The sequence below is a fragment of the Chthonobacter albigriseus genome, assembly GCF_013839445.1.
In the GTDB taxonomy this organism is placed as follows: Bacteria; Pseudomonadota; Alphaproteobacteria; order Rhizobiales; family Pleomorphomonadaceae; genus Chthonobacter; species Chthonobacter albigriseus.
The window spans coordinates 186,210-207,189 of the sequence record NZ_JACDIT010000003.1 but is presented as its reverse complement, the minus strand read 5'-3'; the positions used below and the strand labels follow the sequence as shown (position 1 = coordinate 207,189).

24 protein-coding genes are annotated in these 20,980 nt (G+C 67.1%); 20 read left to right on the top strand and 4 right to left on the bottom strand.

Features of this window, described 5'->3' with window-relative positions; genetic code table 11:
• Positions 1-16: 16 nt before the first annotated feature.
• The 9 genes from HZ321_RS11240 (at position 17) to pqqE (ending at position 7,904) form a co-directional block, all read left to right on the top strand.
• A complete protein-coding gene (locus HZ321_RS11240; protein WP_181702428.1) occupies positions 17-1,327 on the top strand; it encodes a glycerate kinase type-2 family protein in 1,311 nt (436 codons plus the stop codon).
• Positions 1,328-1,423: 96 nt separating this feature from the next.
• On the top strand, positions 1,424-2,422 hold the full coding sequence (locus tag HZ321_RS11235; RefSeq protein ID WP_181702427.1) for a glycosyltransferase family protein: 999 nt from the start codon (positions 1,424-1,426) through the stop codon (positions 2,420-2,422).
• A gap of 31 nt (positions 2,423-2,453) precedes the next feature.
• Complete coding sequence (locus HZ321_RS11230) at positions 2,454-3,608, top strand: UDP-galactopyranose mutase (RefSeq protein WP_244635801.1); 1,155 nt, start codon at positions 2,454-2,456, stop codon at positions 3,606-3,608.
• A gap of 131 nt (positions 3,609-3,739) precedes the next feature.
• On the top strand, positions 3,740-4,486 hold the full coding sequence (gene otsB / locus HZ321_RS11225) for a trehalose-phosphatase (protein WP_181702426.1): 747 nt from the start codon (positions 3,740-3,742) through the stop codon (positions 4,484-4,486).
• 123 nt (positions 4,487-4,609) lie between these two features.
• Complete coding sequence (pqqA, locus tag HZ321_RS11220) at positions 4,610-4,699, top strand: pyrroloquinoline quinone precursor peptide PqqA (RefSeq protein ID WP_342343836.1); 90 nt, start codon at positions 4,610-4,612, stop codon at positions 4,697-4,699.
• A gap of 36 nt (positions 4,700-4,735) precedes the next feature.
• A complete protein-coding gene (gene pqqB / locus HZ321_RS11215) occupies positions 4,736-5,680 on the top strand; it encodes a pyrroloquinoline quinone biosynthesis protein PqqB (RefSeq protein ID WP_181702425.1) in 945 nt (314 codons plus the stop codon).
• Positions 5,677-6,432: a pyrroloquinoline-quinone synthase PqqC gene (pqqC, locus tag HZ321_RS11210; RefSeq protein WP_181702424.1), complete on the top strand. Its 756-nt coding sequence runs from the start codon at positions 5,677-5,679 to the stop codon at positions 6,430-6,432. The genes pqqB and pqqC overlap by 4 nt, the downstream gene beginning before the upstream one ends.
• A 51-nt stretch (positions 6,433-6,483) precedes the next feature.
• Positions 6,484-6,783: a pyrroloquinoline quinone biosynthesis peptide chaperone PqqD gene (gene pqqD, locus HZ321_RS11205; protein WP_181702423.1), complete on the top strand. Its 300-nt coding sequence runs from the start codon at positions 6,484-6,486 to the stop codon at positions 6,781-6,783.
• Positions 6,780-7,904 (top strand): pyrroloquinoline quinone biosynthesis protein PqqE, encoded by a 1,125-nt coding sequence (gene pqqE / locus HZ321_RS11200; RefSeq protein ID WP_181702422.1) that lies wholly within the window; start codon positions 6,780-6,782, stop codon positions 7,902-7,904. Before pqqD ends, pqqE begins: the two co-directional genes overlap by 4 nt.
• A gap of 78 nt (positions 7,905-7,982) precedes the next feature.
• Here the strand turns inward: pqqE and HZ321_RS11195 are convergent, their stop codons facing one another.
• Positions 7,983-8,195: a hypothetical protein gene (locus HZ321_RS11195; RefSeq protein WP_181702421.1), complete on the bottom strand. Its 213-nt coding sequence runs from the start codon at positions 8,193-8,195 to the stop codon at positions 7,983-7,985.
• A 212-nt stretch (positions 8,196-8,407) separates the two neighbouring features.
• On the opposite strand from HZ321_RS11195, the gene HZ321_RS11190 reads away from it, so the two are divergent.
• Positions 8,408-8,980 (top strand): tetratricopeptide repeat protein, encoded by a 573-nt coding sequence (locus HZ321_RS11190; protein WP_181702420.1) that lies wholly within the window; start codon positions 8,408-8,410, stop codon positions 8,978-8,980.
• Positions 8,981-9,022: 42 nt separating this feature from the next.
• Here the strand turns inward: HZ321_RS11190 and HZ321_RS11185 are convergent, their stop codons facing one another.
• Positions 9,023-9,946 (bottom strand): LysR family transcriptional regulator, encoded by a 924-nt coding sequence (locus HZ321_RS11185; protein ID WP_181702419.1) that lies wholly within the window; start codon positions 9,944-9,946, stop codon positions 9,023-9,025.
• Positions 9,947-10,154: 208 nt separating this feature from the next.
• Here HZ321_RS11185 and HZ321_RS11180 point away from each other — a divergent pair, with 208 nt between their 5' ends.
• The 3 genes from HZ321_RS11180 (at position 10,155) to fba (ending at position 13,340) form a co-directional block, all read left to right on the top strand.
• The gene (locus HZ321_RS11180) at positions 10,155-11,210 is read left to right on the top strand and encodes a class 1 fructose-bisphosphatase (RefSeq protein WP_181702418.1); all 1,056 of its coding nucleotides are present in this window, start codon (positions 10,155-10,157) and stop codon (positions 11,208-11,210) included.
• A 55-nt stretch (positions 11,211-11,265) separates the two neighbouring features.
• A complete protein-coding gene (locus tag HZ321_RS11175) occupies positions 11,266-12,141 on the top strand; it encodes a phosphoribulokinase (protein ID WP_181702417.1) in 876 nt (291 codons plus the stop codon).
• 134 nt (positions 12,142-12,275) lie between these two features.
• A complete protein-coding gene (gene fba / locus HZ321_RS11170) occupies positions 12,276-13,340 on the top strand; it encodes a class II fructose-bisphosphate aldolase (protein ID WP_181702416.1) in 1,065 nt (354 codons plus the stop codon).
• 69 nt (positions 13,341-13,409) lie between these two features.
• On the opposite strand, the gene HZ321_RS11165 is transcribed toward fba, so the two are convergent.
• Entirely contained in the window at positions 13,410-13,619 is a 210-nt protein-coding gene (locus HZ321_RS11165) for a hypothetical protein (protein ID WP_181702415.1), read from the bottom strand.
• 85 nt (positions 13,620-13,704) lie between these two features.
• Positions 13,705-13,977 (bottom strand): hypothetical protein, encoded by a 273-nt coding sequence (locus HZ321_RS11160; protein WP_181702414.1) that lies wholly within the window; start codon positions 13,975-13,977, stop codon positions 13,705-13,707.
• A gap of 297 nt (positions 13,978-14,274) precedes the next feature.
• On the opposite strand from HZ321_RS11160, the gene cbbX reads away from it, so the two are divergent.
• From cbbX to HZ321_RS11125, 7 genes are all read left to right on the top strand, one after another.
• A complete protein-coding gene (gene cbbX / locus HZ321_RS11155) occupies positions 14,275-15,195 on the top strand; it encodes a CbbX protein (RefSeq protein ID WP_181702413.1) in 921 nt (306 codons plus the stop codon).
• A gap of 90 nt (positions 15,196-15,285) precedes the next feature.
• Complete coding sequence (rpe, locus tag HZ321_RS11150) at positions 15,286-15,957, top strand: ribulose-phosphate 3-epimerase (RefSeq protein WP_181702412.1); 672 nt, start codon at positions 15,286-15,288, stop codon at positions 15,955-15,957.
• Complete coding sequence (locus tag HZ321_RS11145) at positions 15,954-16,643, top strand: HAD-IA family hydrolase (protein ID WP_181702411.1); 690 nt, start codon at positions 15,954-15,956, stop codon at positions 16,641-16,643. The genes rpe and HZ321_RS11145 overlap by 4 nt, the downstream gene beginning before the upstream one ends.
• Entirely contained in the window at positions 16,631-17,431 is an 801-nt protein-coding gene (locus HZ321_RS11140) for an HAD-IA family hydrolase (protein WP_181702409.1), read from the top strand. Before HZ321_RS11145 ends, HZ321_RS11140 begins: the two co-directional genes overlap by 13 nt.
• A gap of 259 nt (positions 17,432-17,690) precedes the next feature.
• The gene (locus HZ321_RS11135) at positions 17,691-18,806 is read left to right on the top strand and encodes a BMP family ABC transporter substrate-binding protein (protein ID WP_181702407.1); all 1,116 of its coding nucleotides are present in this window, start codon (positions 17,691-17,693) and stop codon (positions 18,804-18,806) included.
• A 142-nt stretch (positions 18,807-18,948) separates the two neighbouring features.
• Positions 18,949-20,046, top strand: a complete 1,098-nt coding sequence (locus HZ321_RS11130; protein WP_181702405.1) for an ABC transporter permease — start codon at positions 18,949-18,951, stop codon at positions 20,044-20,046.
• Positions 20,047-20,050: 4 nt separating this feature from the next.
• Positions 20,051-20,971: an ABC transporter permease gene (locus tag HZ321_RS11125; protein WP_181702404.1), complete on the top strand. Its 921-nt coding sequence runs from the start codon at positions 20,051-20,053 to the stop codon at positions 20,969-20,971.
• The last annotated feature ends 9 nt before the right edge of the window (positions 20,972-20,980 follow it).

Sequence of the window (20,980 nt, the reverse complement as noted above, 5' to 3'; positions counted from 1 at the left end):
CTACATGTGATAGGCCATGCCGATCCGATCGACCGGGAGGGGACCCCACGTGACTGCCGACAACCGCGCCTTCCTGAGGCACCTCTACGACGTCGCCGTGGCTGCGGCCGACCCTGCCAAGGTGATCGGCGATCACCTGCCGGAGCCGGTGAAGGGACGCACCGTCGTAGTCGGCGCGGGCAAGGCCTCGGCGGCGATGGCCGCCTCGTTCGAGCAGGCCTGGAAGGCGCGCGGATACGGTCGCCTGGAGGGCATCGTGGTGACCCGCTACGGGCACGCGCACGCCTGCGAGGACATCGAGATCGTGGAAGCGGCCCATCCGGTGCCGGACGAGAAGGGCGCGGCGGCGGCGGGGCGGATCTTCGACCTGGTCAAGGACCTTGGTCCAGACGACCAGGTGGTGGCGCTGATCTCCGGCGGCGGCTCGTCGCTTCTGTCGCTGCCGCCCGATGTGATCGGCAAGGAGGCCAAGCGCGCCGTCAACAAGGTGCTGCTCGCCTCGGGAGCTTCGATCCACGAGATGAACTGCGTGCGCAAGCACCTGTCGCTGATCAAGGGCGGGCGGTTGGCGCGGGCAGCGCACCCGGCGCGGGTGATCTCGCTGGTACTGTCCGACATCCCTGGGGACGACCCGGCGCTTGTCGCCTCCGGCCCGACGATCCCGGACGGGACGACGCGGGCGGACGCGCTCGCCATCGTGGAGCGCTATCGGATGGAGCTGCCGGCGGCGGCGATGGCCTGGCTGAACTCGGCCGAGGCCGACGCGCCGAAACCGACTGATCCGGATTTCGCTGGCGATCGCCACGTGGTGATCGCGGCGGCACAGATGTCGCTGGAGGCGGCGGCGGAGGCGGCACGCGCGGCCGGCTACGCCACGCACATCCTGTCCGATTCGATCGAGGGCGAGGCGCGCGACGTCGGCGAGGTGCATGGGGCGATCGTCAAGCAGGTGGTGGCGAAGGGCCAGCCGTTCGCCAAGCCCTGCGTGATCCTGTCGGGTGGGGAGACCACCGTCACTGTGCGGGCCAAGGGCGGCCGGGGCGGGCGGAACGCAGAGTTCCTGCTGTCCTTCGCGATTGCGGTCGCGAACGTGCCGGGCGTGACCGCGATCGCGGCCGACACCGATGGCATCGATGGGACGGAGGACAACGCCGGCGCCTTCTGCGACGGGGAGACCTCGGCCCGGCTGCTTGCGCAGGGCACGAACCCAAAGGCGTACCTGTCCAACAACGACGCCTATTCGGCCTTCCAGAGCGTTGGTGACCTGCTGATCACCGGTCCGACGCGGACCAACGTCAACGACTTCCGGGCGATCCTGATCACCTGATCCGGCCCGACAACGGGCGTGTGGGGGCAGGGCGAATCCGCTAACGTCGAGCGGCCTGATTCCGCACGCCGCTGTGCGGACGGGTCCGGAGCAGACATGTCTCCCGTTGAGGACCAGGCCCAAACCTTCTACCTGATCTGTCCGCCGCGCGTGATGACGGGCGGCCCGGAGGCGCTGCACCAGCTCGGGGCGGCGCTGATGGCGCTCGGCCACCGGGTGTTCATGGTCTACGCCACGGGGCGCATCGAGGACGTGCGGACGGCGCAGGCGGCGAACGGCGAGACCGTGGTGATCTTCCCGGATATCGAGGATCCGGTGCACGACTACTACCGGGGCTACAAGGTGCCCTACACCGTGGCGATCGTCGACGCGTCGCGCTCCGTGATCGTCGCGCCGGAGATCTGGCCGCACTACCTCGGCGGCTTCGGACAGGCGGGGCTCGTCTACTGGTGGCTGAGCCTCGACCAGGGCGTGCCGGCGATCGAACGGCTCGGCGGGCTGGATTTCCTGCGCTCGCGCGGCGTGCTCAACATCTGCCAGTCGGAGTACGCCTCGCGCTGGCTGGAGCGCGCCGGGGTGGCGGAGCGCTACCTCATCCAGGACTTCACCCGCACGATCGTCAATCCCAACCCGGCTGGGGATCGGGAGAACCGCATCCTCTACAACAGGAAGGGCGCTGCGCTGCTGCAGGCGGTGATCGAACGCTGCCCGCAGTTCACCTTCACCCTGCTCGCCGACATGACGCCCGGCGAGGTGCACGAGGCCATGGCCACCTCGAAGATCTTCGTCGACTTCGGCACCCATCCGGGGATGGACCGGATGCCGCGGGAGGCGGCGTCGCTCGGCTGCTGCGTGATCACCAACCGGCGCGGGTCGGCCGCCTATTTCGAGGACGTGCCGATCGAAAGCCGCTACAAGTTCGACACGGACCGGTTCGATCTCGGCGTTTTCCAGGCGCTGGTGCAGGACATCTACGACAGGTTCGACCGGCACAGCCGGGCCTTCGACCGCTATCGACGCCGCATCGGCCTGGAGCAGCAGGTGTTCAGCCTGCAGGTCCAGGAACTGTTCGGCGCCCGCGGGCATTCGAGCTGATCGAACCCTAGAGGATGGGACCCGCGCCGCGATGACACCGACCAACCGCCGCATCCTCGTCGTGGGAGCCGGGTTCGCCGGCGCCGTGCATGCACGCACACTGGCCGAGAACGGCTACCGCGTGCACGTGATCGACCGGCGCCCGCACATCGGCGGCAACGCCTACGACCGGGTGGACGAGAACGGCATCCGCGTACACGTCTACGGGCCGCATCTCTTCCACACGAAGAACGAGGCGGTGATCGCCTGGCTGAAGCGCTTCGGCCGGTTCACGCCCTACCAGCACAAGGTGCGCGTTCGGCTGCCGGACGGGGCCACCGCGCCGCTGCCGATCAACCGGACGACGGTCAACATCGTGCACGGGACGGACCTGCAGACCGAAGCTGAGGTAAAGGCGTTCCTGGCGTCGGTCGCCGTGCCGATCGCGCATCCGGCGAACGCGGCCGAGTATCTCTACTCGCGGATCGGAACGGCGCTGACCGACCTCTTCTTCCGGCCCTATACCCGCAAGATGTGGCTGATGGAGCTGGAGGACATGGCCGCCTCCGTCGTCCAGCGCATCCCCATCAACTACGACGATACGGACACCTACTTCGAGCGGACCCAGACGCAGATGATGCCGGTGGACGGCTATACCGCGCTGTTCGACCAGATCCTGTCGCACGAAGCCATCACGGTGGACCTCGGTGTCGGCTACGAGAAAGGCATGGAGCGGGATTACGGGCACTGCTTCACGTCGATGCCGATCGACGAGTACTTCGACTATGTCGACGGCGAGCTGCCCTACCGGTCGATCCGCTTCCACCACCGGACCGCGACCGAGGCGCCGGAGCAAGGCTGGTCGGTGACCAACTTCACCGACGACGGCCCGCTGACACGCGAAACGGCCTGGCACATCATCCCGCACCATCTGGTGGAGCGGACGGGGCGATACACCTACACGGCCGAGGAGCCGTGCGACTACAAGGACAACGGGTTCGAGCGCTACTATCCGGTGAAGACCGCCGACGGGCGGTTCCAGGCGCGCTACGACCTCTACAAGGAGCGCGCGAAGGACCTCGCCACGATCAGCTTCATCGGCCGCTGCGGAACCTACCAGTACCTGGACATGGATCAGGTCATCAACCAGTCGCTGGCGCACGTCGGCAAGTGGATCGCGGAGCGATCCGGACAGGGCGCGGCCTGAACGGCCTTTGGGCGCAATCGGTTTTGCAGCTTGTGGCGGGATGACGGGGGATCCGGGAGACGCTAAATGTGCGGCGTTTCCCCAAACGCCGGCGCAACGACCGGCGAAACGTCCCCCGAAAGGCCGCATCCTTGTACGACCCCCGCAGCATTGCGTCCGCCCTGCCGCCGCCGGACCGGCTGGCGCTTTTCCTCGACGTCGACGGCACGCTGATCGGCGCAACGCACGACGACCGGGAGGCGGGACTCACCCCCGACCAGATCGGGCAGTTGAAGGCCGTCCAGGATCTGACAGGCGGCGCCGTCGCGATCCTGACCGGCCGCACGATCGAGGCCGTGGATGCGCTGTTCGCGCCGCTGCAACTGCCTGTCGCCGGGCTGCAGGGCGCCGACCGGCGCTTCGCGGACGGACGGCGGATCATGCCGGTGCTGACGGCGGACGAACGGCGGCTGTTCGAAAAGGTCGTGGAGGAGACGCAGGCCGGATTCCCGACGGTCGAGATCGAGTGGAAGCCCGGCGGACTGACGCTGGTCTACAGTGAAGGCGACCGGTTTGTCGCCGATCTGTTCCACGCCGTGCGGGCTCGGATCGACGGCGCGTTCGCCGTCGTGCTCGGGCGCGTGGCGATCGACATCGTGCCGAAGGACACCAACAAGGGGCACGCGCTGACCGCCTTCCTCCAGAGCGAACCGTTCGCCGGGCGCGTTCCCGTCCACGTCGGCGACGACGTTCCGGACGAGCCGGCTTTTGCTGCGGCGCGAAGGCTGGGCGGATTCGGGATCTCGGTGCACCGTCCGGCGGTGGACGTGGCCTACGTCCTGCCGGGTCAGGATGACGCATGGGCCATGCTGAACATATACTTGGAAATGCATGAATAGGCCGAATTCCCGGCATCTACGGGATTTCACGGTAAGGAGTGGGAAACCCAGCCGCTCCATTACAACGATTTAATTTGCTGTTGCAGTGCGATATCGGGAAAGTTTCCCTGGTCAGCCAATCTGATGGAGGAAACTATGGCCTGGACTTGCCCCAAGATCGAAGAGCTCTGCGTCGGCATGGAAATCAACATGTACTTCCCGCCGGAAGTCTGATTTCCGTGACGCATCGCGCCTCTTCGGAGACCCATGATGCGTGAAGGGCGCGAAGCCGCTGGCCGGCTTCGCGTTCTCGTCCTGGGCGCGGCGGCGGGCGGCGGGTTCCCCCAGTGGAACTGCAACTGCCGGAACTGCGCGGACGCAAGACGCGGGGATCCGAGCCTCAAGCCGCGGACGCAATCGTCGATCGCGGTCAGCAGCGACGGTGACCGCTGGGCGATCCTCAACGCTTCGCCCGAGATCACCATCCAGCTTATCCGGACGCCACAGCTCCATCCGCGCGACCGCGAGGTCGTCGGCGGGCGGGATACCCCGATCGACACGGTGCTCGTGACGAACGGCGACATCGACCACGTGACCGGGTTGCTGGGGCTTCGCGAGAAGCAGGCGTTCCGCGTCGCGGGGACTGCCGAGATCCTGCGCGTGATCGACGACAATCCGATCTTCGGCGCGCTCGACCGGTCCCTTGTGCGTTTCGAGCCGATCCGGCTGGAGACGCCGTTCGAGCTGGTCGCCGGTGTCACGGCGACGCTGTTTCCCGTGCCGGGCAAGGTGCCGCTCTATCTCGAAGGGGAGACGGTGGCGACCGACCTGGAGGGCGAGCAGACGGTGGGCGTGGAACTGCAGGCCGCAACCGGCGGCCGGGTCTACTACGTGCCGGGCTGTGCCCGCATGACGGACCGGCTGGCCCAGCGGCTTGCCGGCGCCGATGCGGTGCTCTTCGACGGGACGGTCTACACGGACGACGAGATGATCGCGCAGGGAGTCGGCGGCAAGACCGGCCAGCGCATGGGGCACATGGCTATGAGCGGACCGGACGGGTCCATCGCGGCCTTCGCGGAGATCCCGGTCAAGCGCCGGGTCTTCGTCCACATCAACAACACCAACCCGGCCCTCCGGGAGGGATCGCCCGAGCGACGGGCGGTGGAGGAGGCGGGGTGGGAAGTCGGTTACGACGGGATGGAAATCGATCCATGACCAAGCTGATGACCCCGGACGAACTGGAAGCCGCCCTCCGCCAGATCGGCGCGGAGCGCTATCACAGCCTCCACCCCTTCCACAAAAAGCTGCACGGCGGCCAGTGCACCAAGGAGCAGGTGCAGGCGTGGGCGCTGAACCGCTACTGCTACCAGGCGATCATCCCGCAGAAGGACGCCGCGCTGATGGCCCGCTGCGAGGATCGTGACCTGCGCCGGGAATGGCTGCACCGCATCACCGACCACGACGGCCTGGAAGGGGAGGAAGGCGGCATCATGCGCTGGCTCGTCCTGACCGACGGCCTGGGCTTCGACCGCGACTACGTGACAGCACGGCGCGGCGCGCTGCCGGCGACGCGCTTCGCCACCGAGGCGTACCTCCATTTCGTGCGAGACAAGACACTGCTGGAAGCGGTGGCCTCGTCGCTGACCGAGCTGTTCGCCCCGAAGCTCCACGAGGAGCGGATCTCGGGAATGCTGACCCACTACGACTTCATCAACGACAAGGTCGTCGCCTACTTCAAGCGGCGGCTCGACCAGGCGCCGCGCGACGCGCAATTCGCGCTGGATTACGTCCGCCGCAACGCGCGGACCGTAGAACAGCAGCAGGCGGCGCTCGGCGCTTTGACGTTCAAGACGGAAGTGCTCTGGGCGCAGCTCGACGCGCTTTGGCTGGCCTATGTCGAGGGCATGCCGGCGCCGGGCGCGTGGCGGCCGGGCGAGGGGATGCGCGATCTCAGCGCGGCGGCCTGAACGGACAACGAGCGTCCCCGCTTATCGCAGGGGACCGGGAGAGGGCGATCCATGACCGGCACGCCGGAAGACAGACTGCCCGAAACGGCCACCCCGCGGCTTCCGCGGGGTGTGCGCGTTCGCTTCGACGAGGCGCGCAACACGCACATGCTGCTGGCGCCGGAGCGGGCCGTGCGGATGGACCCGATCGCCGCGGCCATCCTGGCGGAAACGAACGGCGCGCGGACGTTCGGCGAGATCGTCGATCTCCTCGCGGCCAAGTATGCCGCGCCGCGCGACCAGATCGCCGGTGACGTCCGGCGGCTGCTGGTCGACCTGATGGACAAGCGGATGCTGGAGGTGAGCCCATGAACGCGCCCGTCGTTGCCGAAGAGGTGCAGAAGGCCGCACGGCGTGTACCGCCGCCGATGGCCATGCTCGCCGAGCTGACCCATCGCTGTCCGCTGAAGTGCCCCTATTGCTCCAACCCGTTGGAGCTGGTGAAGCGCAACGAGGAGCTCTCCACCGAGGAGTGGGCGAGCGTCCTGAAGCAGGCGGCGGCCATGGGCGTGCTGCATGTCCACTTCTCGGGCGGCGAGCCGGCGGCGCGGCGCGACCTGGAGGAGCTGGTCAGCATCGCCCGCGAGGCGGGGCTCTACACCAACCTGATCACGTCGGGAGTGGGCCTCACCGAGGCGCGCGTGAAGGATCTGTCCGCGCGCGGGCTCGATCACGTCCAGCTCTCGCTTCAGGGCACGGATTCCGAGATGGCCGACCTGATCGGCGGCTACCGGGGCGGGTTCGAGCACAAGATGAAGGTCGCGGCGTGGATCAAGGCGGAAGGCCTGCCGCTGACGGTCAACGCGGTGATGCACCGGCGCAACCTGCACAAGACGCGGGAGACGATCGCGCTTGCCGTCACGCTGGGCGCCCGGCGCATCGAGATCGCCAACACGCAGATCCACGGCTGGGCGGTGAAGAACCGCGCCGCGCTGGTGCCGACCCGCGCGATGGTCGACGAATGCACGCGCGTGGTGATGGAGGAGCGGGAGCGGCTGAAGGGCCTGCTTGTGATCGACTACGTGCCGCCGGACCACCACTCGATCTACCCGAAGGCCTGCATGGGCGGATGGGGCCGGGTGGGCATCAACATCGAGCCCAACGGCAAGGTGCTTCCCTGCCACGCGGCCGCGACCATCCCGCACCTGACGTTCGAAACGGTCCGCGACAAGCCGCTCGCGTGGATCTGGAACGAGAGCTCGTCGTTCAACGCCTACCGCGGGACGGACTGGATGCCTGAGCCCTGCCGCTCGTGCGAGCGCAAGGAGGCGGACTTCGGCGGCTGCCGCTGCCAGGCTATGGCCTACGCCGGCGATGCCTCGGCCACCGATCCGATGTGCCACAAGAGCCCGTTCCGCGAGACGATCCGCACGCTTGTGGAAGCGGAGAGCGAGACCGGCGAGATCCCCGGCTACGAATACAGGATCATGTAAAGGCTCGTGTGGCAGGGGCGGCGGGGACAAGACGAGCGCGTAACGGAGACGTTGCGCGCTCGAACTGTTCGCAGCAACTCAGATCGGCTCCTCGTCGAGTTTGGCGTAGCCGCACTTCCAACGGATGATCTTGTACTTCGGGTGAGTTCCCGACCACTCCGCGATGGCGGTCTGGGCCCAGAACATGCACTGGCCGATGCTGCCGACGTCGGAGATGGGCAGACGCCGCTCTTCGCACTGGTTGGGATCCGATAAAAGGCAGACATAGAGTAGGACACTGAGAGGTGTCATGTCATTTCCTCGTCCATCTAGGTTTCTATAGTTTTTTTCTCGGCTCGAGCTGCAATCCGGCCTAGACGAAGGTGCCGTTGTGAACGGCTTTCGCTCGCCCGTTCTTATACAGATACGCCGCGAAACCGGATCAGTCCCAGTAGAAATTGCGTGATCCGGGAGGAGTTCCCACGCGTAGACATGTTCGTGACCCGCGAGGAGGGGAACGAGGCATGCCGCATAGTGATGTCAAACTTCGCGACGGCAGGGCCGCCTGGCGTGCCTTGGCGGTGGTGGCTGGCCTGACGGCCGCTGTCTGCACGGGGCTCGCGCCGACGCCCGCCGCCGCCGTCTTCAGCGGCGACATGAGCCCTCGCGCGCCATCCGGCGACAAGGACTACGCCGCCGGGATGGAGGCGTGGGAGAAGGAGGACTGGGCCGGCGTCGTCAAGCACATGGCGCAGGTGGTCTCCAAGCGCCCGCACCACGACAATGCGTGGGCCCGGCTCGGCTTCGCCCACCGAAAGATGCGCAAGTACGAAGCATCGCTGTTCGCCTACGGCCGCTCTCTGCAGCTCAACCCGCACAACCGGGCGGCGCTGGAGTATCTGGGCGAGGCCTATGTGGAGACCGGCCGCTTCGTGGAGGCGATCGAGACGCTGGAGCGGCTGCGCATGGAGTGTCGGCGCGTGGAACTCACGTTCTCCGACGGTGCGTTCAGCGACGGCTGCAACGAGTTCAAGAGCCTGAAGGCGCTGATCGATCTCGTGTCGGGCGAACCCGTGGAGCTGCCCGAGCGGTGGTGAACCGCGCGGGTGGCTGGGACCGGCGGGTGGCCGGAGCCGTGGTCAGAGCCCCGGAACCTTCGGCAGGAAACTGCCGCCCTTGTTCATCCAGAAGTCGCGGAGCGCGGTGGCGGCGGGCAGCAGGCGCTTCTCGGTGCGGCGGACGACGAACCACTGCCGGCGGATCGGCAGGCCCTTCACCTTCAGGATCTTCAACTGGCCGATCTCCACCTCGAGCGCGATCGTGTGGGCGGAGATGAAGGCGATGCCGAGACCAGCCATGACGGCCTGCTTGATGGTCTCGTTGGAGCTCATCTCGATCTCGTGGGGCGGGCGCTGGTGGAAGACGTCCACCATGAAGGCCTCGAAGGAGGTGCGCGTGCCCGAGCCGTCCTCGCGGACGAGGAAGGTTTCGTTGGCAAGTTCCGTCGGATCGATCTCGTCGTCCCGGTCGGCCAGCGGGTGGTCGGGCGCGGCGATGATCACCTGGGGATGGTCGCCGATGCTCTTGGCCTCCACCTCGAACTCCCGCGGCGGGCGACCCATGATGGCGAGGTCGATCTCGTAGTTCTTCAGCGCGTGGATCAGCTCCTCGCGGTTGCCGACAAAGAGGCGGATGTCGACGCGCGGGCGCTCCCGGCGAAAGGCCGCGATGGCCTTGGGCGCGAAGTACTTGGCCGTGGAGACGACGCCGATCGCCACCTTCCCGGATCCGGCGTCCTTCAGCTCGGCGAGCGCGTCGCCGCATTCGGACAGAAGCGCTTCGATACGGGCGAGGGTGGTGGCGATCTCTTCGCCGGCGGCGGTAGGCTTGAAGCGGTCACCGACGCGTTCGATCAAGGGGATGCCGACGAGGTCCTCGAGCGCCTTCACCTGGGCGGTGATGGCGGGCGGCGTCACGTTCATCTCGTTGGATGCAGCGGTGACCGTGCCGGTCCGGATGACGGCGGCCAGCGAGCGCAGCTGCTTCAGCGTGGTATGGCGCATGGGGATCCTCCTGGGCGCCCGGTTTCTCGGGCCAGGTCACCCTTTCAGCTTTTTTGAAGTGTAACCTCGTTTCATTAAATTTTCCCTGGCGTCTTGTCGCGGCCATGTCTTCGTGGTCGATCATCACCTGCGACGCATCGATAGCTCGACAGGAGCGCCTTCAAGGACCAATCTCCGGTTCGGGGCACGATGCGAGGAGGGAACACGCATGGTCGTGGATCGGGCCGCTGACCGAGCCGTGGACTGGAGCCTGCGGGCCTACCTTGAGATCTGGGCGGGTGAAGACCCTCAACGCCGGGCGGTCGCCAGGGCCGTGGAAGGCATCGCGGAAGCCGGCCGCGCCCTCGGGGCGCTGGTGGCGCAAGGCCCGCACGACAAGGGACACGCGGATGTCGTCGGCGCCAACTTGGGCGGCGACGCGCAGAAGGCGCTCGACGTCAAGGCGCACGAGCTGGTCATCCATGCCCTGAAGGGCGGGGCGATCGCCGCGGTCGGCTCGGAAGAGGCGGAGGAGGTTGAACTCCTCAACCCGAACGGTCTGGTGGCGGTTGCGACCGATCCGTTGGACGGGTCGTCCAACATCGACACCAACGTTTCGATCGGCACCATCTTCTCGGTGCTGCCGATGGTGGAGGACGGAAACCCGTTCCTGCAGCCGGGCAGCAAGCAGCTCGCCGCCGGATACGTGATCTACGGCCCGCACACGGACATCGTGTTTTCGGTGGGCGAGGGCGTGGAGGTGTTCACGCTGGACCGGGCCTCCGGCACCTTCTTCCTGCGCACCGATCTGTCCGACATCCCGGAGGAGACCAACGAGTTCGCGGTGAACGCCTCGAACTACCGGCACTGGTCGCGCGGGATCCGCCGCTATGTCGACGACTGCCTCGCCGGGGCGGACGGCCCGCGCGAGAAGGACTTCAACATGCGCTGGGTGGCTTCGCTGGTGGCGGAGACCACCCGCATCCTGCAGCGGGGCGGGGTGTTCCTCTACCCCGGCGACCAGCGCAAGGGCTACGCCAACGGCCGGCTCAGGCTCGTCTACGAAGCCAATCCGATCGCCTACCTGATCGAGCAGGCGGGCGGACGGGCGACCACCGGCACCACGCGCGTGCTCGATCTGGTGCCGACGGACCTGCACCAGCGGACGGGGCTGATCTTCGGTGCTGCCCAAGAGGTGCTGCGGATCGAGCACTACGAGGCGGATCCGGATGCGCTCGGGGCGCATTCGCCGCTGTTCGCCTATCGCGGCCTGTTCAGGGCCTGATTCAAGACAGAGCGCGGCGTCGCACAGCCGCCAGAGGAACGGGGCCTGAAGGGGGATGTCTGAGCGCCACCCGATCATTGCCGTCACCGGCTCGTCCGGAGCCGGCACGACGTCGGTCCGCAACACGTTCGAGCAGATCTTCCGGCGCGAGGGGATCAAGGCGGCCTATATCGAGGGCGACGCCTTCCATCGCTACGACCGGACGGAGATGAAGATCCGGACGGCGGAGGAACTGGCACGGGGCAATCCGACGTTCAGCCACTTCGGTCCGGACTGCAATCTCCTGGACGAGCTGGAAGAGGTTTTCCGTACCTACGCCGCCACCGGGCATGGCCGCACCCGGCGTTACATCCACGACTTCCACGAGGAGGAGCAGATCGGCGCGCCGCAGGGCACCTTCACGCCCTGGGAGGACTTCGAAGCCGGAACCGACGTGCTGTTCTATGAAGGCCTGCACGGAGCCTGCATCACGGACACCATCAACACGGCGCAGTATGCGGACCTCAAGGTCGGCGTGGTGCCAGTCATCAACCTGGAATGGATCCAGAAGATCCACCGGGACAAGGAGACCCGCGGCTATTCCACCGAGGACGTGACGCAGACGATCCTCCGGCGGATGCCGGACTATGTGAACTACATCTGCCCGCAGTTCACCCACACCGACATCAACTTCCAGCGCGTCCCGACGGTGGACACCTCCAACCCGTTCATCGCCCGGTGGATTCCGACACCGGACGAATCGATGGTGGTGATCCGCTTCAAGAACCCGCGCGGCATCGATTTTCCATACCTGCTCTCGATGATCCACGGCAGCTTCATGTCGCGGGCCAACTCCATCGTGGTGCCCGGCAACAAGATGGAACTTGCCATGCAACTGATCCTGACACCGAAGATCATGCGGCTGATCGAGCGCAAACACCGACTGATCTGAAGGTCTTATTCTGATCGCAACAAAAAGCCGGTAGGTAGTTCGCCATTCGTGCTGCGGTGCGTGAGAGCGCCGCCGGTTGCCGACCATCGGACCCTGGTTCTTGCGTAGCGGGTCCGTTTCGAGAAGGACGATCCATGGCCCGCATCACCCTACGTCAGCTGCTCGACCACGCCGCGGAATACGGCTACGGCGTGCCGGCGTTCAACATCAACAACATGGAGCAGGGGCTGGCGATCATGGTCGCCGCGGCCGAGACGCAGTCGCCGGTGATCATCCAGGCGAGCCGCGGCGCGCGCGCCTACGCCAACGACGTGGTGCTGGCCAAGCTGATCGACGGCCTGGTCGAGGTGTACCCCGACATCCCGATCTGCATGCACCTGGACCACGGCAACAACGAAGCCACCTGCGTGACGGCGATCCAGTTCGGCTTCACCTCGGTGATGATGGACGGGTCGCTCAAGGACGACGGCAAGACGCCGGCCGACTACGACTACAACGCCGGGATCACCCGCCGCGTGGTCGACATGGCCCATTGGGGCGGCGTGTCGGTGGAGGGCGAGATCGGCGTGCTCGGCTCGCTGGAGAGCGGCATGGGCGAGAAGGAGGACGGCCACGGCGCGGAGGGCGTGCTCAGCCACGACCAGCTGCTGACCGATCCGGAGCAGGCGGTGCAGTTCGTCAAGGACACCAAGGTGGACGCGCTGGCCGTCGCCATGGGCACCAGCCACGGCGCCTACAAGTTCACCCGCAAGCCGGACGGCGCGGTGCTGGCGATGAACGTGATCGAGGAGATCCACCGTCGTCTGCCGAACATGCACCTCGTCATGCACGGCTCGTCGTCGGTGCCGGAGGATCTGCAGGAGATCATCAACAAGTACGGCGGGCAGATGAAGCCGACCTGGGGCGTGCCGGTGGAAGAGATCCAGCGCGGCATCAAGCACGGCGTGCGGAAGATCAACATCGACACCGACAACCGCATGGCGCTGACCGGCGCGATCCGCAAGGTGTTCGCGGAGAACCCCAGCGAGTTCGACCCGCGCAAGTACCTGAAGCCGGCGATGGAGGCGATGACGAAGCTCTGCAAGCAGCGCTTCGAGGAATTCGGCACCGCCGGCCACGCGCCGAAGATCAAGCCGATCCCGCTGTCTGAGATGGCCAAGCGCTACAAGAGCGGCAGCCTGGACCCGAAGTTCGGCTGAAGCCCGGGCGACAGCTCCCTCCCCACGGGCGGCTTCGGCCGCCCGTTTGCGTTTCCGGAGCTTGTCCCGTCACCGCGACGGGGGCAGGCCGGCCATGGCGCGGATGAAGCGGCCGTTCATCTCGGCGGCAAGCGCCATCGCGTGGGCCGTCATCATGGCGGGCAGCACCATGGGCGGGTAGCGATCGTCGGTCATAAGTTGGGTCGGCCCAACGAAGGCGTCCCATCCCGCACTTTCGCGGTCCTGCAGGTAGGTATCCGGTTTCACGCGCTGTGCCATTTCATCCTCCCGAGGGTCTCCGGCCTGTTGGGGGGGCGGATCGCGGGGCGGCCGGTCGGCCCGCGCTCTCGTTGTCGCATCGCTGTCAGCGGCGGCGGGAGAAGTAGCGGAACAGGGCTTCCATCAGCATGCCCTTGAGCCCCTTGGACCGGGGGCGGTAGCCGTCTTGATAGCCGCCGTAGCCCGATCCGTAGCCGTCGCGATAGGGGCCTGGGCCGTAGCCGCGGTCACCCCAGTCGCGCCGGTAGGCGTCGTACTTGGCGCGCTTCTTCCACATCTTCTTGTCGTAGGAGCTGCCATAGCCACGGCCACCGCGCAGCTTGTCCGACAGGAAACGATAGGCCAGTTCCTTGAGCATCGATGGTCCTCTTTCGCCGGGATCGACGCCCGCCGCGGTCGAAAGGGAGCATACTCGGAACGAAGGTCCCTCACGGTCCGCCTCGGGCGGGGAGTGTCCGACATCGCAGCGTTTCGGCTGCCAGAGGGGCCCGGACCACTCGCTGCCCTTCATTTCGTGTCGTCCGCGCGATGTTCAAGGGGCGAGCCGACGGCGACGCTCTGCCGCGCGGATCCGGCGCGGACAAAAGGCGCGGGGTAGCGCACACTCGATTTGGAACGACCCCGCCAGAGGGTACGTCCGGGAGACGACGACGCCATGACGCCCGCCGAGGATCCGCCCCCAGCCCAACCAGCCCCGGGCGGCGTCGACCTGCGCCGCGCCTTCGAGGAATCGGGCGTGGCGGCGATCCTGTCCGAGCTCGACGCCGACCTGATCGGGCTGAAGCCGGTGAAGCGGCGGATCCGTGAGACGGCGGCGCTGCTCCTGGTGGAGCGGGCACGGTCGGAACTCGGCCTCGCGCATGAGACGCCGACGCTGCACATGAGCTTTACCGGCAACCCCGGCACCGGCAAGACCACGGTGGCGCTCCGGATGGCGAGCTTGATGCACAAGCTCGGCTACATCCGGAAGGGTCACCTCGTCTCGGTGACGCGTGACGATCTCGTCGGCCAGTATGTCGGCCACACCGCACCGAAGACCAAGGAGGTGCTGAAGCGGGCGATGGGCGGCGTTCTCTTCATCGACGAGGCCTACTACCTGCACCGGCCGGAGAACGAGCGCGACTACGGCCAGGAGGCGATCGAGATCCTGCTCCAGGTGATGGAGAACCAGCGGGAGGACCTGGTGGTGATCCTTGCGGGCTACGGGCCCCGGATGGACACGTTCTTCGCCAGCAACCCGGGCTTTCGCTCGCGGATTGCCCACCACATCGATTTCCCCGACTATTCCGACGAGGAGCTGATCGCGATCGCGGAGCGGATCCTCGACCGCCAGAACTACCGCTTCTCGGACGCGGCGCGGGAAGCGTTCCGGACCTATGTGGCCGCCCGGCGGACGCAGCCGCATTTCGCCAACGCCCGCTCGATCCGCAACGCGCTGGACCGGGCCAAGCTCCGGCAGGCCAACCGGCTGCTCGACGGGGCGGGCGGACTTCTGACCGGCGAGGTGCTCTCCACGCTGGAGGCGGCGGACATCCTGTCCAGCCGGGTGATCACGCAGGGCGGACGGATCGGATAGTGCCGCTCGGCTGCTTGCGCCCGGACGCCGCCTTTCCTCGACTCCCGCCGTCGTGTAAACGTCCGCCAGCCTGTTCCGGAGCCGCTTCCCATGTCCGTGCTGATCGCGCCTTCCATGCTCTCGTCCGACTTCGCGCGGATGGCGGACGAGTTGCGGGCGATCGAGCGGGCCGGCGCCGACTGGATCCACCTCGACGTGATGGACGGGCACTTCGTGCCGAACATCACCTTCGGGCCGCCGATCATCAAGGCGATGCGGCCGCACACGGCCAAGACCTTCGACGTCCACCTGATGATCGAGCCGGTCGACCCGTTCCTGCAGGCCTTCGCGGACGCTGGTGCCGACGTGATCTCCGTGCATGTCGAAGCGGGACGGCACGTCCACCGCTCGCTGCAGGCGATCCGCGGGCTCGGCAAGCAGGCGGGCGTGGTGCTCAATCCGGGGACCCCGGAGGACAGCATCGCCTACCTCCTCGACCAGGTGGACCTCGTGCTTCTGATGACCGTGAACCCCGGGTTCGGCGGCCAGGCCTTTATCCCGGCCGTGGTGGAGAAGGTACGGCGGGTGAAGGCTATGATCGGTGACCGGCCGATCCGCATTGAGATCGACGGCGGGGTGACGGCGGAGAACGCCGGCGTGCTTGTGGCCGCCGGGGCGGACGTGCTCGTCGCGGGGACGGCCGTCTTCAAGGGCGGCACCGAGGACGCCTACCGGTCGAACATCGCGGCGCTCAGGGCGGCCGCGGAGGCGCAGCGGGCATGAGCTGGCCGAAGGCAATCATCTTCGACCTGGACGGGACGCTGGTCGACAGCCTGCCGGACATCTGGGATGCGCTCGGCGAGATCCTGGAGCAATACGGCGAGGAGCGCCACTCCATTGACGTGGTGCGCACGCTGATCGGCAAGGGCGTGGAGAACCTCGTCCAGCGGGCTTTCGCCGGTCGCGGCGTGGATCTGACCGGACCGGCGCTCACCGACCGTGTGGCCGAGTACCTCTCGCTCTACGAGCCGCGCGCGACGCGCGACACGCGGCTCTTCCCCTACGTTTCCGAGGTGGTGGCGATGCTGGCGGGCGAGGGGCACCTGCTCGGCGTCTGCACCAACAAGCCGACCGATGTCTCGCGGGCGATGGTGGCCGAGTATGGGCTCGCCGGCCCGATCCGGGCGGTGGTCGGCGGCGATCACGGACCGCCGCGCAAGCCGAACCCGGACCTCCTGTTCGCGACGGCCACGCTTCTCGGTGTCGGCGTCGACTCTGCGGTGATGATCGGCGACAGCGCGTCCGACGTCGACGCGGCCAAGGCTGCCGGAATGCCTGTCGTGGCGGTTGAATATGGATATACTTCCGTTCCCGTGCGCGATCTCGGCGCCGACGTCGTGATCCGCGACTTCAGCGAGCTGCCGAGCGCGCTCTCATTCCTGCGGGGGGCCAGGGGATGCGTGGCCTGAAGGCGCTGATCTTCGACGTGGACGGCACGCTGGCGGAAACCGAGGAGGTCCACCGGGCCGCCTTCAACGAGGCGTTCAAGGCGTTCGATCTTCCCTGGGTCTGGGACCAGGGGCTCTACCGGGAGCTCCTGCTGGTCAGCGGCGGGCGGGAACGTCTGCAGCACTACATCGAGACCTACGATCCACCGCGCGGACGAGAAATGCTCGGTCGGATCGGCGACCTGCACAAGTTCAAGACGCAGCGGTTCGCCCGTCTGATCGACGATCGGCGGGCGCGATTCCGGCCGGGTGTGGAGCGGCTGCTCGATGAGGCGCGGGCGCGCGGATTGAAGCTCGCGCTCGCGGCCACCACCAGCGTGCCCAATGCCGAGGCGCTTCTCCTGGCCAACATGGACACACGCGGGCTGGACATGTTCTCCGCGATCGTCGGCGGCGACGAGATCACGAACCGCAAGCCGGCGCCGGACATCTATCTCCTGGCGCTGGAGCGCCTGGGGCTGCCGGCGCGCAACTGCGTGGTGTTCGAGGATTCCGTCAACGGGCTGAAGTCGGCCTTGGCTGCCGGGCTTCGCGTGGTCGTGACTCCTAGCGTCTACACCGCCCGACAGGATTTCACCGGCGCCTTCTCGGTGCTGTCGCACCTCGGCGACCCCTTCGATCCCTATGAGCACCTGGCCGGGGCGGGCGAGCAGGACCGGATGGTCAGCGTCAACGCCCTGCGCCGCTGGATCGACGACGACGATGACATGCGCAGCCTGCTGACGATCGGCGGCCGGTCGCTGTTCTGAGTTGGAGCCTGGAATGCGGGCAGGGGCTACGCCGGGCTGATCATAAAATAGGCAAGTGCGGGGCGATTGTATGCAATCGCTCGGCTCGGTTCAGGATGCTGCATCCAACCCAGCGCCGAACTCAGGCCTAAGTACCTAGCGCGATTGATTTTTCCCTTTTCCACGCAAACAGCATCCGGGGTGGCACGAGCGTTGCTAACTCCTCTGCGGCGGCCGGACGACAGATCCGGCACGGTTCCGCAAAGGGGGACGTTTTTCCATGATCAATCGTCGTTTCGATCGCCGCACTTTCCTGAAGGGGTCCGGCGCCGGCCTCATCGGCCTGTCCACGGGCATCCTCGGGGCCGTTCCGGCCCGCGCCGAAGGGCTGACCATCGGCATCCTCTATGTCGGCCCGCGCGACGACTTCGGCTGGAACCAGGCACACGCCGTGGCCGCCGCCGCACTGAAGGAAGTGCCGGGCGTCACGGTGGTGGAAGAGGAGAACGTGCCGGAGACGATCGCCGTCGCGCAGTCCATCGAGTCGATGATCAGCCTCGACGGGGCCAAGCTCATCTTCGCGACCTCGTTCGGCTACTACAATCCGTTCGTCCTGGACATGGCCAAGAAGTTCCCGGACGTTCAGTTCCGCCATGCGGCGCCGCTGTGGACCGACAAGGACCCGACCAACGCCGGCTCCTATTTCGGCCAGCTGGATCAGGCGCATTACGTGGACGGCATCGCGGCCGGCCTCTCTACCAAGTCCAACAAGCTGGGCTTCGTCGCGGCCAAGCCGATCGGCACGGTTCTGCGTAACATCAACAGCTTCGCGCTGGGTGTTAAGAAAGTGAATCCGGCGGCGACGGTGCAGGTGATCTTCACCGGCGAGTGGTCGATGCCGGTGCGCGAGGCCGAGGCGGCCAACGCGCTGATCGATGCCGGATGCGACGTGCTGACCTGCCATGTGGACGGTCCGAAGGTGGTGATCGAGACGGCGGAAGGGCGCGGCGTGAAGAGCTGCGGCCACAACGCCAGCCAGGCGCCGCTCGCGCCGAAGGGCTTCATCACCGGCGCCGAGTACAAGTGGGAGACCATCTACAAGGACTACGCCGCCAAGCTCGGCAAGGGCGAGGCGCTGCCGAACTTCATCGGCGGCGGCTTCGACCTCGACTTCGTGCAGAACACGCCCTATGGCGCCGGCGCCACTCCGGAAGCCATTGCCGCGGCCGATGCCGCGCGCGCGGACGTGAAGGCCGGCAAGCCGATCTTCGTCGGGCCGATCAAGAAGCAGGACGGCTCGGTGCTGGTGGCCGAGGGCGCGTCCCTCGACAACTACGCGCCCGAGCTGAACGCGACGGACTACCTGATCGAGGGCGTGGTCGGTTCGATCACCTGATGATGGCGGACGGCGGGTGCCGGTCGGAGGCGCATTCACGCGTCCGCCGCCGGCGCCCTGCCGCCCGGTTCGCGTTTTCCTCGTCTGGACCGGCGGGCGCCGCTCGCCGCCATCGGTCCGCCCCTCCCAGCCAGGAGCCAGCATGGCAGACACCACCGTTCCCGCGCCGTCCTTCGCCTTGGGCGAGACGATCGACCGGATCCGACGCTCGTCCGAGTATGTGGTGATCCCGCTCCTGGCGCTGGTCGTCTCGGCGGCGCTGTTCTCGCTGTTCCTCCTTGCGCTCGGCAAGGACCCGGTCACCTTCTTCTCCTTGGTGTGGAAGGGCGGCTTCGGCACGGGCTTCTCCTGGCAGAACACGCTGGTGCGCTCGTCGCCGCTGATCCTGGCGGCGCTCTGCGTGGCGATCCCGGCGCGGCTCGGTATGGTGGTGATCGGCGGCGAAGGGGCGCTGGTGCTCGGCGGTTTCGCGGCCGCCGTGGTGGCGATCCCGATGGTGTCGTGGTCGCCGACCTTCTTCACGCTGACGGTGATGGCGCTGGTGTCGATGCTGGTCGGCGGGCTGTGGATCGGCTTCGTCGGGTACCTCCGGCACTACCGCGGCATCAACGAGACGATCTCGTCGCTGCTTCTCTCCTATATCGCGATCTCGATCCTGAACTTCTTCGTCGAGGGCGCGCTGCGCGACCCGTCCGATCCGAACAAGCCGTCGACCATGCCGATCGGGCCGGAGAACATGATCGGGCCGATCCCCGGCACGTCCGTGCACTGGGGGCTGGTCGCCGGGACCATCGCGGCGGTGGCGATGTGGGTGCTGATGAACCGCACCACCTTCGGCTTCGCCGCGCGGATCACCGGCGGCAATGTGCGCGCGGCGATGGCGCAGGGCCTGCCGGTGGGCAAGCTGATCCTGGTGTCCACGGCGCTTGCCGGCGCCTTTGCAGGGCTCGCCGGCTTCTACGAGGTGGCGGCGATCCACGGCAAGGCGAACGCCTCGCTGATCGCCGGCTACGGCTTCACCGGCATTCTGGTCTCGTTCCTCGCCCGTCACAATCCGATCGCGATCGTGCCGGTGGCGATCTTCCTCGGCGGTATAGAGGCGGCGGGCGGGCTGGTGCAGCGGCGGCTGGAACTGCCGGACGCCACGGTGCTGGTGCTGCAGGGGCTGATGTTCGTGGTGCTGCTCGTGTCGGAGACGCTCTACGGCCGCTTCAAGATCTTCAAGGCGAAGGGAGCCTGATCGCATGGAAGACGTTGGCCTTTCCACGGTCCTCCTGGCCATGCTGGCGGGCGCCATCCGCGTCTCCACCCCGTTCCTCTTCGTGGCGCTCGGCGAGTGCCTGACGGAGAAGTCGGGCCGCATCAATCTCGGTCTGGAAGGTACGCTCGTGTTCGGGGCAATGGCGGCCTACGCCATTTCCTTCGAGACGGGGAGCCCGTGGCTCGGGGTGCTGGTCGCGGGTTTTGCGGGCATGGCCTTCGGCGCGATGCACGGCGCGATCTGCCGGCTGAAGGGTGTCAACGACATCGCCATCGGCATCGCCATGATGCTGTTCGGCACCGGCCTCGCGTTCTTCTTCGGCAAGGCCTACATCCAGCCGGTCGCGCCGCGGCTGCCGTCGGTGGAGCTCGGCTTCTGGACCGACAATCCGCATCTGGCCAAGGCGCTTGAGGTGAACCCGCTGTTCCTGATCGGCATCGCGCTCGCAGTCGCGATGTGGTGGGCGTTCAAGAACACTCGGATCGGCCTCGTCGTGCGCACCACCGGCGACAGCGCGCCTGCGGCGCTGGCGCTCGGCATCAACGTGGACCTGGTGCGCTTCCTGGCGACGTCGGCCGGCGGCTTCCTGGCCGGGGTCGGCGGGGCCTTCCTGTCGCTCTACTACCCGGGCTCCTGGACCGAGGGTCTCTCCTCGGGGCAGGGGCTGATGGCGGTGGCGCTGGTCATCTTCGCGCGCTGGAACCCGCTCGCCTGCTTCGGCGCAGCGCTTTTGTTCGGCGCGGCGGGCGCGCTCGGGCCGGCGCTGCAGTCGGTCGGCATCACGCGCGGCTACCACTTCTTCAACGCTGCGCCCTACGCGATGACGCTGGTCATCATGATCCTGTCCATCTCGCCGAAGCGCAGCCTGAAGGGCGCGCCGGGCGAACTCTCCATCACCAAGTGAGGATTGCGG